Source organism: Streptomyces geranii (assembly GCF_002954775.1).
Classification (GTDB): domain Bacteria; phylum Actinomycetota; class Actinomycetes; order Streptomycetales; family Streptomycetaceae; genus Streptomyces; species Streptomyces geranii.
In genome coordinates this window covers 107,797-121,951 of sequence record NZ_PJME01000020.1, presented here as the reverse complement: position 1 = coordinate 121,951, position 14,155 = coordinate 107,797, and the positions used below count along the sequence as shown (strand labels likewise).

Genomic DNA, 14,155 nt, shown 5'->3' with positions numbered 1-14,155 from the left:
GCGGGAGTGATCCGGAGCCGGGCCATGGCCCTACTCTCGCACCAGCTCCCGCCCCGCGGCGTGCATTACCGCTTCAGGAGTCGTACCGACAGACCCTCGGACGTGTAGACCGGCACCGCGCGGACCTTGTCCGAGTCGACCTCGATACGGTCGAACTGCCCGCGCACCACCGGGGCTTCGATCACCGAGACGACGCTGCCGACGGCCGGCTGCTTCTCGGAGTCGAGGGTCAGCGACAGGACGCTGCCCTTCTCCAGGTTCACCCGGCGCGTCACCGTCACGACCTCCTTGCGGCGGCCCGCGCGCAGGGTCACCGCGAGCGTCGCCGACTTCTGGGAGTACGTGCCGTGCAGCTGGACCGGCTCGGTCACCCGCAGCGTGCCGCCCTGGACCTGGACGTCGCCGTGGCCGAGGCCGTGGGCGGAGGAGGAGACCAGCGTGCCCTCCTTGAGGACGGTGCCGCCCGTGTAGCTGTTGTGCCCGGTCAGGGTGAGCGTGCCGGTGCCCTTCTTGGTCAGCCCGCCCCGGCCGTCGATGTCGTGGCGCCAGGTGTCGGCCGCACCGAAACCGCCCGCCGCCGCGTCCAGCGACACGGTCACGTCGGACTCGAAGGAGCCGTAACCGTCCGCCGCGGCGAACAGGTTGAGCCGGCCCCACTGCTCGTCGCCGTCCAGCAGGACGTACCCGGCGGGCAGCGCGGTCGAGCGCAGCACCGCGCGCCGCTGCTCCGCGTCCAGGTACGGCTGACGCGTCTCCAGCAGCACCTCCGCGCCCTTGGGCACGGTCAGCGCCTGGTCGCGGCCCTTGCGGTTGAGTATGTACGTCAGCTTCGGCTCGATCGTGCACGCGTTGGCGTCCCGGTCGGAGTACGCGTCGGTGCCCGAGTGGGCGTACGCGTTCAGGGTGTCCGCCGTGGTGCCGGTCTGCGCCTGGAAGTAGGCGAGGGCCTGGGCGCGCGCCGCGGCCTTGAGGGTGGCGTTCGCCGGGTCGGCGAGGGCGGCGGCGGCCAGGGCGGTGGCCATGATCCGGCCGCCCAGGACGTCCACGGGGGAGTGCATGCCCGACATGATCCGGGTGTGGCTCAGCTCGAAGGCGCGGGTGACGATCTCCTGGAAGCGCTCCGGGACCGCGTACGCGAACGCCAGCGCCGCCAGGTGGAAGGCGTTGGTGTGGCCGCTGGGGAAGCCGCCGTCCTCCGCCGGGTTGGTGCCGCGCTGCCGCAGCAGCTGGGTGACGACGACCACGTCGGACTCGTACACCGGGAAGCCGAGCGCGTCGGTCGCGCCGGTGGGGACGACCTCGCTGCGCTCGTTCATGCGCCACGGGCGCGGGTACTGGAAGGCGAACTTGGCCGGGTTGCCGGAGGCGAACGGGCCGCGCACGGTGTCGACCAGCTTCGCCACCTGACCGAGGTCCGAGGTGTACGAGCCCGCGCCGATCGCGGAGCCGGCCGGGGCGCCGGCCGGGACGGCGTCGCTGATCGTGGTCGCGGGCGTGGTGTCCGGCGCCGCCGTGATCGAGGTGACCGCCTTGGCGCCCGCCTTGTACAGGTCGGCCAGCGGGCCGAGCGCGGCGATGATCGCGTAGCTCTGGTGCTGACGGTCGTAGACGAAGGCCTCCCTGGCCTGCGCCTCGGTGCGGGCGTGGGTGATGCGGATGCAGTAGCGCACGTTGGCGCGCAGCACGTCGGCCTGCAGCGGCGTGCCGGTGTTCCAGGCGGCGCCGGTCTTCCACACCTTGGCGAAGCCGCCGAGGATCCGGAGCACCGCGTTGGTCTCGGGCGTCTGGTTCGCGACGATGTTGGTCGTGTAGGAGTCGACGAACGCGACGGCGGTCGTCGCGGACCTCGCCTCGACGGAGGCGCTGCCGGTCGCGGCGCTCGCCTCTTCGACGCTCGCCCAGGTGAGTACGGTCGGGGCGACGACCAGACCGGCCGAGGCGGCCAGGGAGGTCTTGAGGACGCTCCGCCGGTTCAGGGCGGACCGGCCCGACGACGCGGTGGAGTGGAGTCCGTCTGTGGACGGCATGCGCGTGCCTCTCTGGAGTGCTTCGGCCGTACGGCCAGGAGGGAGGGTGGTGCGGCGACGACCGGACCTCGACGGGAACCCGGGGCGAGCACGTCGGACGTGCCGGCCCCAAGTGGCCTGTGATGAGGGTGAGTCGTACGGGTGAAGATCTACGGTCGAGCGATGTCCGGCCGGGGTTGGCTCAGTGACCGGAGCGTGTCATACGAGTGAACGGGCCAGCGTCACGGCACCCGTCACCGGCGCCACCCGCAACGGCCGCAGCCGGGCGCCGGGGAGGAGTATGGCAAGGGAAGCCAACAACGCGTCGTGCAGGGCGGGTTGGGCGAGCACAGTACCGCCCGACACCACCACGTCGTCCACCGGGACCCCGCGTCCGGCGAGCAGCACCACGAGCGAGGCCAGTGACCTGCCGCCCTCGGCGATCACCTCGTCGGCGATCAGGGAGCCCTTCGCGGCGGCCTCGAACAGCACCGGAGCGTGCCGGCCCCACTCGGCCGAGACGTCCGTGGCGCTCTCCAACGCCGCGCCCAGCGCGGGCACTTCGGCGACACCGAAAGCGGAGACGAGACCCTCGGCGAGTGCGTCGGGTGCCTCGCCCCGGTCGTGGGCGGCCCAGACGGCGCGTGCCGCCTCGCGCACGAGACCGGCGGCGCCGCCCTCGTCGCCGAGCGCGGCACCCCAGCCGCCGACCTGGACGAGCGTGCCGTCCGGACGCCGCCCGACGGCGACCGAGCCGGTGCCGGCGACCAGGCCGACCCCCTTGTCCAGTCCCGCCGCCGGGACCAGGAGTTCGGCGTCGCCGACCACCAGGCACGGCACACCCAGACGTTCCTGGAGCACGGAGCGGATCCCCTCGCACTGCCGGGGCGTCTCGCAGGCATGACCGCCCACGGCCACGGAGGAGGGAAGGGTGCCCGCGGGCAGCGCCTCGTCGATCAGGGCGCACAGCCAGTCGACGGCGGCCACGGGGTCGTGTGGCCGCCAGCCACTGCTCGAACGCACATGATCGACGACGGTGGCGCTCCCCGTGTCGGCGCGGAGCTGGGTCTTGGTACCGCCCACGTCGATGCCCACGACGAGTGGGCGCGGGAAGGGAGAGTCCTGCACGGATCCTCTTTCGTCGTCGCGCTTGTGGCTGCGACGGTGGGCGAACCGTGCCTGGAACAGGGAAAACCTGATGTGCAGAAGAACTATGGAAGCCCCGGGACGGGCCTCTGGACGGACACGGCAGGCGAGTACCGTGACATTCGTTAGGAAGTTAACTAACGAAGTACAGTGCGTGTCAAGAGGTAGCGCGCACTCGACCGCGACGGCGTCCCCACCGGGCCGGAACGCGGCGGGAAACCGCGGTACCAGGGCGTCCCGTCGCCGCATCCCACGACATCGAGGTCACGACATCGAGCCGCCGGGGGAGCGCGGCCCTCGACCTTGGGGAGACTGTGGAACACGATGTGGCGAAGGCCCCCCGCCTGACCGAGAGCGCGAGCGCGGTGTTCGCCGTACTGGCCGGGGCGGGCACGGCCACCCGGCCGCAGCTCGCGAGTCTGGCACGCCTGTCGAAGCCGACCGTGTCCTCCGCCGTGGCGGAGCTGGAGGGCGCCGGACTCGCCGCCCACTCGGGCATCGCCTCCGGCGGCACCGGCCGCTCCGCCGCCGTGTACGCACTTGGCCCCGCGGCGGGCTCCGTACTCGCCGTCGACCTCGGCCCCGCCCTGACCAGGGTGCGTGGCTGCGCCCTGGACGGCACCCTGCTCGCCGAGGCCACCGGCGCCCGCGAGGAGGCCGCCGACGTGGTGCGCGAGGCACTGTGCGCGCTGCCCGCCGACGCTCCGCTGCGCGCGATCGTGGTGGCCGTCGGCGATGTCACCGCGCGCGCCGAGGAGGGCACCGAACGCCCGGCGACCGCCAAGGCAGGACCCGTCTACGACGCGGTGGCCGTCGCGCTGCCGCCAGGCGTGCCCGTCCACCTGGAGAACAACGTCAACTGCGCCGCGCTCGCCGAACTGCACGAGGGTGCGGCGCGCGGCAGGCACACCTTCGGCTATCTGCGGATCGGCGTCGGTATCGGTCTCGGCATCGTCGTGGGCGGCCAGGTGCTCGCCGGAGCCAACGGAGCGGCCGGAGAGCTGGCCCGGCTGCCCTATCCCTGGGACGACGACCTGGAGCCCCGCCACGAGGCCCTGGAGGAGTACATCGGCGCCCGCTCCCTGCTGCGCCGGGCCGCCGAAGTCTGGCCGGAATCCGACGTTTCATGCCCTCGTACCGCCGAACGGCTGTTTTCGCTCGCCGGCCAGGGCAGTGAGACGGCTCGCGCGATCGTCGACCGGCACGCCGTGGACGTGGGCCGGCTGGCCGCCGCCGTGACCGCCGTACTGGACCCCGGACTGCTCGTCCTGGGCGGCAGCACCGGCGCGTTTCCGCAGCTCCTGCCGGGTGTGCGGGCCGAGCTGGAGCGGCTGAGCTGGCCCACCGAGGTGGTCAGCAGCCAGGTCGGTGATCTCGGCACCGTGGTGGGGGCCGCACGGCTCGCCGTCGCGAGAGGAGTCCAAACCGTGACCCGTACGGCCCGGACGAAGGATTGACGGTTTCGGACTCGGTCTGCCAATGTCCGGACAAGCGCTTTCTAAGTCGGCCGGGACGCCGACTTGGGGTGAGCCTCCCGCCGTTACTTCGACGTACGGCAACCGCACGAGGGCGTGCCCGTGCGGTGACGGCCAGCAGGCCGGGGATCCCGCCCCGCGTGGACGACGCGGCCGGGCGAGGCTGCGCCCCCCGGAGAGCGACCTTCCTGCAAACTGCACCCGTGCCGCCTCGGTCGGCGCCGTGCTCTGCCCCCTACCGAAAAAAAGGGATCGAAGATGACCACTGTGGGTGTGCGGCACTCCAGCCGACTCGGCCGCGGCGGTATGCGCCGCCTGGTTCCCCTCGCTGCCGCCGCGTCGGCAGGCGCCATGCTGCTCTCCGCCTGTGGCGGGGGCTCCGACTCGGGCGGTACGTCCAAGTCGCTGACGTTCTGGATCTCCACGGTCCCGGGTCAGGACGCGGGCTGGAAGAAGTCGGTGGCGGCGTACGAGAAGGAAACCGGCGTCAAGGTCAAGCTCGTCAACATCCCCTACGACGGCTACACGACGAAGCTGCGCAACTCCGCGCAGGCGAACTCGCTGCCCGACGTGGCGGCCGTGCCGGCGCTGGACCCGATCTGGTCGAGCAAGCTGATCGACCTCAAGTCGATCGCCGACAACGCGACCAACAAGATCAACGCCAACTTCGTCGCGAAGGACTCGTCCGGGAAGGTGCTGTCCATCCCCTCGGACGTCACCGCGTCCGGCATGTTCATCAACAAGTCGCTCTTCGACAAGGCCGGCGTCTCCTACCCGACCGACCCCTCGAAGACCTGGACCTGGACCGACTTCATCAAGGCGGCGGACGAGGTCCGCGAGAAGACCAAGGCCAAGTACTCCCTGACGTTCGACCAGTCGGCGTCCCGGCTGCGCGCCATGATCTACGAGTTCGGCGGGGAGGGCGTCCACGCGGACTCCTCCGGCAAGTTCTCGGTGGACGCGGCGACCAAGAAGGCCGTGAACACCTTCGTCGGCTGGAACGACGACAAGACCATCCCGAAGTCGGTGTGGACCAGCGGCGCCGACCCGTCGGCCATGTTCCAGAGCGGTGACGTCGTCGCCTACTGGTCCGGCGTGTGGCAGGTGCCCGCCTTCGCGGAGAGCATCACGAAGTTCGACTGGGCGAGCGTCCCGACCCCCGCCGAGCCGGTGCAGGCCAGCGACGTCAACAGCGGTGGCATGACGGTGGGCTTCAACAACAACGCCGACGCGGCCAAGGCAGCGAAGGACTTCCTGTCCTGGCTGTACGAGCCGGCCAACTACAAGGCGCTGTGCGAGGCGTCCGGCTTCCTGCCGGTCGAGAGCGGCCTGAACCCGACGTACCCCTTCAAGTCCGAGGCGGCGCAGGCGGCGTTCAAGCTCTACAACGAGTCGATCCCGCTCTACGCCCCGATCTCCGGCTACTTCAACTCCGCGCAGACGGGCTGGGTGCTGAAGGGCAAGAGCCTCACCGACGACCCGACCAAGGCTGAGATCGGCAAGGCGGTCAACGGCGAGCAGACGGCCGACGAGGCCCTGCAGAAGATCGTGGACGGTTACAACCAGCAGGTCGGCGGCTGACCTCAGGCTCAGGTGCGGGCGGCGGTCTCGACCACGCCGCCGCCCGCACCTGGACGCCCGTATGACGCCGGGCTCATGGCGTGAGCCCACCGCAACCCAATCCCCAGCACGGAGTCAGTAAGATGACAAAACGAGCCTCGGACGTGTCCGTGAGCCCGCCCAAGAGCCGCAGCAAGAGCCGCAGTAAGTACACCCTCGCGCCGCTCGTCCTGATCGCGGCCAATGTCGTGCTCTTCGCGCTGTTCTTCATCTGGCCGGCGGTGATCGGGCTCGTCTACTCCTTCACGAACTACACGGGGATCGGGTCGTTCCAGTTCGTCGGACTGGACAACTACCAGAAACTGCTCGGGGACTCGACCTTCTACGACGCGACGACCCGCACGCTGCTGTACACCGTGCTCTTCGTCCCGCTGAACTTCGTGCTGTCGCTGGTCATCGCCAACGTGCTGGTGAGCAAGCACGCCAAGGGCGCGTCGGTCGCCCGCCTCTTCTTCTTCATCCCGTGGCTGCTGTCGCCCATCATCGTGGGTGTCCTGTGGCGCTGGCTGTTCGGTGAGAACTTCGGACTGGTCAACTACTTCATCGAGAAGCTCGGCGGCAGCGCCGTTCCGTGGCAGTCGAACGAGGACCTGTCGCTGCTGGTGGTCGTGGTGGCGGCGTCCTGGGCCTGGACGGGCTTCTCGATGCTGCTGTTCATCGCGGCGATCAAGAACGTACCGACGTCGTACTACGAGGCGGCCTCGCTCGACGGCGCCGGTCCGTGGCGGCAGTTCATCAGCATCACCCTGCCGAGCATCGCGCCGACCTCCTTCATCGTCATCCTGCTCAACACGATCCACGCGATGAAGGAATACGCGGTGTTCGCCTCCCTCAACAACGGCGGACCCGGAACGTCGAACAACCTGCTCGTCCAGTACATCTACCAGACCGGCTTCAAATCGGGCCAGATCGGCTACGCGAGCGCCGCGTCGTTCGTGCTCATGCTCATCCTGATGGGCGTCGCGATCATCCAGATGATGGTCAACCGGCGGGTGGAGAACCGATGACAACCACAGACATGCCGCGCAAGACCGACGCCGACTCCGTACGGGCCGTCCCCAAGAAGCGGCGCCGTGGATCGGCGACCGGCGGGCTTCGGCGCGCGATCGCCCCGACGACTCTGCTGTGGTTCCTGGCAGGCCTCTACGGGATTCCGGTGCTGTGGTTCGTCCTCAGCTCCTTCAAGCCGGCGGGAGACCTGTTCTCCCTTCCGCTGACGGTGTTCCCGGAACACCCCACCGTGTCCGGCTACAAGGCGGCGTGGGCAAGCGCCAACTTCGCCCAGTACTTCATCAACACCACCCTTGTGTGTCTGATCGCGACGATCCTCACCGTGGGAGTCAGCTGCTGCACCGGCTACGCGCTGGCCAAGTACGACAACCGATGGCTCAAGGCCTTCTTCCTCTGCATCCTGGCCACCACGATGCTGCCGGCCGAGGTCATGCTCGCCCCGCTGTTCCTGGTCGTCCGCGACCTCGGTTTCTACAACTCGCTCGCCGGCATCATCCTCCCGGCTCTGCTCACCGCGACCGGGTGCTTCATGTTCCGCCAGTTCTTCCTGACGGTCCCCGACGAACTCATCGAGGCCGCCCGGATCGACGGCGCGAAGGAACTGTCGATCTTCCTGAGGATCATGGTGCCGCTCTCCCGGCCCATCGCGCTGACGCTCGCCATCCTGTCGTTCCAGTGGCGGTGGAACGACTACATCTGGCCGCTGCTGATGCTCAACGACCCCGAGAAGTTCACCGTGCAGATCGGCATCCAGAGCCTGGTCGGGGCACAGAACATCAACTGGTCGGTGCTGCTCGGCGGTTCGGTCATCTCCATGGTCCCGCTGATCGTCATCTTCCTGGTGTTCCAGAAGTACGTCATGAACGCCGACATCAACGCCGGACTGAAGGACTGACCGTGCCCAGCCCGCTCGACGCCGAGTCCGACCACGAGTTCGTCCGGTCGGCGGCCCGCGCCGCCGACCGGCAGGCCGTCCCGCTGACGGCCCGCCCCGACGAGGAACCCGCCGGTGTGCCGCACCGTGGTCTGGCACGGCGGGCGAAGACCCTGATCGCGGCCTACCGCTCCCCGGACTCGGCCCTGCACGGCAGCGGCGCGGCCGTCGCCGCCGCGCTCACCCACCTGCGTGCCCTCCGGGCCACCCAGACCGGCACCGGCCTCTTCGCCGGCGGCGACAACGTGCAGTCGCCGCCGGACTCCGGCTTCACCGTCAACGACGTGTGCGACGCGCACCTCCTCGCCGCCGCCGGCGGCCCGGGACTGCACGACGTCACGGCCGCGCTCGCCGAGATCGCCGGCGCCGCCACCGGCAGCCTCCTCGCCGGCGGGGTGCACACCCCGAACCACCGCTGGGAACTGTCGGCGGCACTGGCCCGGCTGCACCGCTCCTTCCCCGACGGTCGCCTGCTCGACCGGGTCGAGGAGTGGCTCTCCGAGGGCGTCGACATCGACGCCGACGGCCTGTACTCGGAACGCAGCGCCAACTACGCGGCCCACGTCTCCAACCCGTCGCTGCTCCTGCTCGCCGAGGTCCTCGGCCGCGCCGACCTGCTGTACGCCGTCGAACGCAACCTCGCCACCACCCTGGACCTGATCAGGCCCGACGGCACGGTCGAGACCGTCCACTCGCGCCGCCAGGACCAGAAGGGCCCCTTCCCGCTGGCGCCCTACCTGCCGCACTACCGGCTGCTCGCGATCCGCACCGGCCGCGGCGACTTCGCCCGCGCGGCCCGGCTGGCGGAGGCAGGCGGCATCGACGACCCCGACCTGCTCGCCGAGACCCTCCTCACCCCGGACCTGTGCCGCCCCCTGCCGGCCCCGACCCCGGAGCCACTCCCGCGCGACCGCTACCTCACCACCGCCCGCCTCGCCAACCGCGCCTCGGCCACCGCCCACACGGTCGTGTACGGCGGCTCCGACGTGCCCGAACACCGGCGCATCCGCTCGGGCCTCGCCTGCAACCCCACCTTCCTGCGCCTGTTCGCCGGTGCCGCCGTCCTCGACTCGGTCCGGCTCTCGCGGGGCTTCTTCGACCTGGGCCCCTTCCGCGCCGCCGAGATGGACCAGTCCGCCGACAACAGCTACCGGCTCACCCAGACCCTCACGGCCGCCTACTACCAGCCGCTCCCGAAGGACGAGAGGCGCGACGACGGCGTCTACCGGCTGGTGGACGACGGCCGCTTCTCCGCCTCGATGGCCTTCCCGGACCGCCCCCAGGACGAGGTCTCCCACACGACCCGCGTCGAGGTGGACCTGCGCGAGGACGGCGCCGACCTGCGGATCGACATCAGTGGACCCCGCGTCCCCTGGTCCCTCGAACTGGCCTTCCGTCCGGGCGGCGAGCCGGAGGGCGCCGTCCCGCTCGGCGACGGCCGCTGGTGCCTGCCGACCGGCCCGATGACCTACCGCGCCGGTGCCGACGAGATCCGCGTAGAGGTCACCGTCGAGGCGGGCGAACCACTCGCCGGACCGGACCGGAGCGACGTACTCCGCTACGACCCGGGGCAGGACTACACCGTGGTGGGTGGCACCGACGCGACGACCGGGAACCGCCTCTACATCGGCGGACTCGGCCCGCACACCCTGACCGTCGCCCTGCGCGCCCACCGGAAGGACCAGGCCACGGCCACCCCGGGCACGAAGGACTGACGGCTTTGTATCTCCCGCACCAGCGAGGGGCGTTGCACGATCTGCCGGCCACACCGGCGGACTACGACGCCGTCCTGACCGCCGTCGACGACATCGGCGACACCTCCCTCGGCCTCACCTCGCTGCTGGCCCTCGCCTGGCAGCGCGGCAAGGACCCACGCCTCCCGGAGGCGGTGGCACGCAGCCTCGCCTTCCATCTCCGGGAGCGGGTCTACACCGAGGACAACCCCGGCTACCCGAACCTGCGCATCCGCAACTCCGGCCTGCCGTACGCCCGTTACGTACTGGAGACGGGCGCCCACCCCATCGGCGACTGGCCGAGCACGGTGTGGGCGCTGCTCCAGACGGTCAACATCCTGGACGCGGCCGAGGGCCTCGTCGCCGACGAACAGCGCGCGGAACTGGTCGAGTTGGCGCGCGGCTACTGGCGCCGGCTGACCGAGGCGACCTTCTTCAACCCGCAGGAGGCCGGCAACCAGGCGATCGGCTGCGTGGTGGGCGGCCTGATGCTGGCTCCCCATCTCCCTTCCGAGGAAGGGCAGTCGGTCCGCTCGCGCGCCATCGCGCTGTACGTCGAGAAGATCCGAGCCCACCGGGTGAACGACCGGGGTGCGGCCCTGCCGCCCGAGCACGGCGGCGCCTACGACAACAACTACGGCCCGATCTCCCTCTCTTTCCTCGCCCAGGCCCACCGGATCAGCGGCGAGGAGATCTTCGCCGAGGACGGCGAGGCGCTGGCCCGCTACATCGACGCCCGCCTGACGAACGGCGGTTACGACAACGGCGGCCCCCGCTACAGCGAACAGCACTCCGCCTTCGAGTCGGTCCTCGGCCTGCGCTACTTCGGCCATCGCATCGGCGCCGACCTCGGCCGCTACCGGGGCGACAGCCGCTGGGCCCGGCACGCGGCCGGGCCGGACGGCGGTATCGACGGCCACTTCGCGTGGATGCTGGTCTGGCAGATCCAGGACACCACGCCCTGGCACCGCACCCCGTCCACCGAACCACTCCGTCACCAACTCCGCGCCGGTACGGTCTCGGTGGCCTTCGACGGCAGGATGACGCCGTCGCTGGTGGAGGCGGCGGGTACGTACTACCTCCCGGCCGCGGTCAACCGCCAGCACGGCTTCGGTCCCGTCGTGGACGGCTTCCTGCTGTGCCGCCCGATGGGCGAGGTCCGGGTACGGGACATCCGAACCGACGGCCTCGCGGCCAAGCTGGTCACCAAGCCGGTCGTCGGCCGTGACCACGTCCTGCGCCATGTGCGGTCGTTGTACGTCACCGACGGCGCGACCCTGTGGGTCACGGTCGCCGTCGAACGTCTTGACGGCACGCCGTACTTGCTCGCGGGGCTGCCGTACGCGACGGACGACGGGGAGCGGGTTCGCCGGACGGCCGAACCCGGCGGGGTGGCCGCCGCCGGCCCGCTGCGGCTGACCCACCCCGGGTCGGCGGGGGTCGACCACTTCGATGCGCGCAGCGAGGTGACTCAGGAGCAGGCGGCGTTCGCGCTTGCGGCTGACCCGCGTGGCTATGGCAACCCCGATGAGGGGTGGCGGCATCTGGTCAGTTCCACGGCGCTGGAGGTCGAGCCGGCGCCGGGGGCACCAGAGGGATTGAGTGTTTTCGCTGTGCGGTACGGGGGTGTTGACGCCGGGTTCACGCCGGTCTTCGAGGAGACGCAGGAAGGTCTGCTCGTGTGCACCGAGGGGTTCACGGCTGTCATCGGTGAGGCGGCGGGCGATGTGAATGGTGAGCCGGAGTTGACGATGTCGGGTTGCTGACGAGGAATTTCGGCTGACGGCCGGTGGGGGCTGGTCGCGCCCGCGCGGCGGAGCCGCAAATCAGACACAGCCCCGCGCCCCTAGGCGGGTGTGGTCCCGTCTGTCTTCACCGTCAGGTCGGCTCGGTCGCGGGTTGCCGCGACCAGGTCGGCGTTGTGCTGGTCCGTGCCCAGCACCCACGCGACCGCCGTGTCGTGATCCTTGCCGAACTCCTCATGTCGGGCGACCAGTCGGCGGACGCGCTGGGCCTCGTCCAGTTCGCAGAACCACACCTCGTCCAACTGTGCGCGGACCCGGGGCCACAGCAGCAGGTAGTTGCCCTCCGTCACGATCAGGCGGGCCGTCGGCAGGACCGGGATCGCCCCCGCGAGCGGCTGCTCCAGCACCCGCTCGAAGCCCGGCGCGTAGACGATGTCCCCGGCGCTGTCGTCCCGCAGCCGTAGCAGCAGCGCCGCGTAGCCCGCCGCGTCGAAGGTCTCCGGTGCGCCCTTGCGGTCCCGTAGGCCCAGGCGGTTCAACTCGACGTCGGCGAGATGGAATCCGTCCATCGGCACATGGGCGGCCCAGGGCGTGCCGTCGCCGTTCAGCGCGCGGACGAGCCGTTCGGCGAGCGTCGTCTTGCCCGCGCCGGGGCTCCCGGCGATGCCCAGTACGGCACGCCGGTCGTCGCTGACCAGTGCCCGGGCACGGTCGAGTAGTTCGTCGAACGTGGGGGAGAGGTGAGGTCGATCCACGCGGCCGAGTCTCTCACCCGGACAGTCCCTCGTAGGCCGCCGCAAGGATCATGAACGCCCGGTCGTCGCCGACGCCGTCCGGTTCGAGCATGCGGTTCATGACGTACGCCACGGACATGCGCGCGTCCATGTCCACCAGGACCATTGAACCGCCCCAGCCGCCCCAGAAACACGTGCGGGGGTTGGGGAGTTGGCCGGTGTGCAGCCCGTACCCCATGCCCCAGCGCATCGGCACGCCCAGCGACGAGTCCATGCCGCTGAACTGCTCCTCCAGCGCGCGTTCGCAGCCCGCCTCCGACAGCAGCCGTACGCCTCGGGCCGTGCCGCCGCAGGCCAGGACCGACTGGACGGCGGCGACCGAGCGGGCGTTGCCGTGGCCGTTCGCGGCGGGGATCTCGGCGCGGCGCCAAGCCTCGGTGTTTGCGGTGGACGGCGGGAGGGGCGGATTGGCGGGGCGGTCGCGCGGCAGGGCGGCGTCCGGGTCGAGCACCCGCTCGGGCGGGGGGATCACGGGCGCGACCCGGTGGTCGTGCTCGGCGGGCAGTCCGATGTGGAAGTCGGCGCTCAGCGGCCCGGCGATCTCCTCGGCGAAGAAGGCACCCGGGGTGCGGCCGGTGACCCGGCGGATCACCTCGCCGACGAGGTGGCCGTAGGTCACGGCGTGGTAGCCGCCCTCGACGCCCGGCTTCCAGGCGGGGGCCTGGGCGGCGAGGCGGGAGGTGGCGGTCGGCCAGTCGTAGAGGTCGTCGAGCGTCATCGGCTCGTGCCAGGTGGGCAGGCCCGCCGTATGGCCGAGGAGGTGCCGTACCAGGACGTCCTCCTTGCCGTTCGCGGCGAACTCCGGCCAGTGGCGCGCCACCGGCGCGTCCAGGTCGAGTTCACCCCGGTCGGCGAGGACCAGGGCGCACAGTGCCGTCATCGTCTTGGTCGTGGACCAGGTGTTGGTGATCGTGTCGCGCTCCCACGGGACCGTGCGCGCCTCGTCGAGGTGACCGCCCCACAGGTCGACCACCGGTTCACCGTCGAGGTACACGGCGACCGACGCGCCCACGTCCTTGTCGTCGAGGGACGCGGCCAGTGCCGCGCGTACGGGGGCGAACTGGTCGGTGCACGTGCCGGAGGTCTCCACCATGCCGCGACCGTAGCCAGGCCCCGTGGACACGGCCACCGATTATTTCCCGCCGCGGATGTGGATCAGGTGCGGTCGATATGTATGTTCGTCGACTTCACCCGTGCCGTGGCCTCCACGCCTACTTCGAGGCCGAGTTCCTCCACCGCCTCCCGGGTCAGGAGCGACACCAGCCGGTGCGGGCCCGCCTGGATCTCCACCTGGGCCGCCACATCGCCGAGCTTCACGGCCGTGACGATGCCGGGGAAGGCGTTGCGGGCGGAGGTGTACGACGGCTCCTCCTCGCCGGAGCCGCCGCCCGCGCCGGAGTGGGCGGCGGCCAACTCGGTGGAGAACGCGGCCAGATCCCGGCCGTCGATCAGCCGTCGCCCGCCCTCGTCACGGTGGGTCTTCACCCGCCCCGCGTCGGCCCACCGCCTCGCGGTGTCGGGGCTCACGCCCAGCAGACGGGCGGCCTGACCAATGGTGTAGGACTGCATGTGCGCCAACCTAAGCTCGTTCCCCGATCTCGCAAAATGAGCAACCGCGCCTGCCCCGGCGTACTGAAGTGCAAGGGAACGAACGCACGCACGCAGCACGGCCACGCCCGGAGGTACCTCGC

General features: G+C 70.7%; 11 protein-coding genes. 6 read left to right on the top strand and 5 right to left on the bottom strand.

The genetic code is table 11. From position 1 onward, the window contains the following. Positions 1 to 65: 65 nt before the first annotated feature. Both CW359_RS25505 and CW359_RS25500 read right to left on the bottom strand, forming a co-directional pair. Positions 66 to 2,027 carry a phosphatase PAP2 family protein gene (locus tag CW359_RS25505; protein WP_105972449.1) on the bottom strand — a complete coding sequence of 654 codons (1,962 nt, stop codon included), beginning with the start codon at positions 2,025 to 2,027 and terminating at the stop codon, positions 66 to 68. Positions 2,028 to 2,225: 198 nt separating this feature from the next. Next, positions 2,226 to 3,134 (bottom strand): N-acetylglucosamine kinase, encoded by a 909-nt coding sequence (locus CW359_RS25500; RefSeq protein WP_105972448.1) that lies wholly within the window; start codon positions 3,132 to 3,134, stop codon positions 2,226 to 2,228. Between the two features lie 344 nt (positions 3,135 to 3,478). Between CW359_RS25500 and CW359_RS25495 the strand changes: the two genes are divergently transcribed. The 6 genes from CW359_RS25495 to CW359_RS25470 all read left to right on the top strand — a co-directional run bounded on the left by CW359_RS25495 (position 3,479) and on the right by CW359_RS25470 (position 11,691). Then, on the top strand, positions 3,479 to 4,609 hold the full coding sequence (locus tag CW359_RS25495) for an ROK family transcriptional regulator (protein ID WP_232838593.1): 1,131 nt from the start codon (positions 3,479 to 3,481) through the stop codon (positions 4,607 to 4,609). 276 nt (positions 4,610 to 4,885) lie between these two features. Continuing rightward, the gene (locus CW359_RS25490; RefSeq protein ID WP_105972446.1) at positions 4,886 to 6,208 is read left to right on the top strand and encodes an extracellular solute-binding protein; all 1,323 of its coding nucleotides are present in this window, start codon (positions 4,886 to 4,888) and stop codon (positions 6,206 to 6,208) included. Between the two features lie 122 nt (positions 6,209 to 6,330). Next, positions 6,331 to 7,254 (top strand): carbohydrate ABC transporter permease, encoded by a 924-nt coding sequence (locus CW359_RS25485; RefSeq protein ID WP_105972445.1) that lies wholly within the window; start codon positions 6,331 to 6,333, stop codon positions 7,252 to 7,254. After that, a complete protein-coding gene (locus CW359_RS25480; protein WP_105972444.1) occupies positions 7,251 to 8,153 on the top strand; it encodes a carbohydrate ABC transporter permease in 903 nt (300 codons plus the stop codon). The genes CW359_RS25485 and CW359_RS25480 overlap by 4 nt, the downstream gene beginning before the upstream one ends. Before the next feature lie 2 nt (positions 8,154 to 8,155). Then, positions 8,156 to 9,907: a hypothetical protein gene (locus CW359_RS25475; protein ID WP_105972443.1), complete on the top strand. Its 1,752-nt coding sequence runs from the start codon at positions 8,156 to 8,158 to the stop codon at positions 9,905 to 9,907. A gap of 5 nt (positions 9,908 to 9,912) precedes the next feature. Next, a complete protein-coding gene (locus CW359_RS25470) occupies positions 9,913 to 11,691 on the top strand; it encodes a hypothetical protein (RefSeq protein ID WP_105972442.1) in 1,779 nt (592 codons plus the stop codon). 80 nt (positions 11,692 to 11,771) lie between these two features. Here CW359_RS25470 and CW359_RS25465 read toward each other — a convergent pair whose 3' ends face one another. The 3 genes from CW359_RS25465 to CW359_RS25455 all read right to left on the bottom strand — a co-directional run bounded on the left by CW359_RS25465 (position 11,772) and on the right by CW359_RS25455 (position 14,033). Further along, positions 11,772 to 12,425: a nucleoside/nucleotide kinase family protein gene (locus tag CW359_RS25465; RefSeq protein WP_105972441.1), complete on the bottom strand. Its 654-nt coding sequence runs from the start codon at positions 12,423 to 12,425 to the stop codon at positions 11,772 to 11,774. Between the two features lie 13 nt (positions 12,426 to 12,438). Beyond that, positions 12,439 to 13,557 carry a serine hydrolase domain-containing protein gene (locus CW359_RS25460; RefSeq protein WP_105972440.1) on the bottom strand — a complete coding sequence of 373 codons (1,119 nt, stop codon included), beginning with the start codon at positions 13,555 to 13,557 and terminating at the stop codon, positions 12,439 to 12,441. 62 nt (positions 13,558 to 13,619) lie between these two features. Continuing rightward, entirely contained in the window at positions 13,620 to 14,033 is a 414-nt protein-coding gene (locus CW359_RS25455; RefSeq protein ID WP_105972439.1) for a TOBE domain-containing protein, read from the bottom strand. Between the last annotated feature and the right edge of the window lie 122 nt (positions 14,034 to 14,155).

What these genes read in the sequence shown, in the direction of transcription:
- CW359_RS25505 (WP_105972449.1), bottom strand. Translation starts at nt 2,027, where the DNA reads ATGCCGTCCACAGACGGACTCCACTCCACCGCGTCGTCGGGCCGGTCC.
- CW359_RS25490 (WP_105972446.1), top strand. Translation starts at nt 4,886, where the DNA reads ATGACCACTGTGGGTGTGCGGCACTCCAGCCGACTCGGCCGCGGCGGT.
- CW359_RS25485 (WP_105972445.1), top strand. Translation starts at nt 6,331, where the DNA reads ATGACAAAACGAGCCTCGGACGTGTCCGTGAGCCCGCCCAAGAGCCGC.
- CW359_RS25480 (WP_105972444.1), top strand. Translation starts at nt 7,251, where the DNA reads ATGACAACCACAGACATGCCGCGCAAGACCGACGCCGACTCCGTACGG.
- CW359_RS25460 (WP_105972440.1), bottom strand. Translation starts at nt 13,557, where the DNA reads ATGGTGGAGACCTCCGGCACGTGCACCGACCAGTTCGCCCCCGTACGC.
- CW359_RS25455 (WP_105972439.1), bottom strand. Translation starts at nt 14,033, where the DNA reads ATGCAGTCCTACACCATTGGTCAGGCCGCCCGTCTGCTGGGCGTGAGC.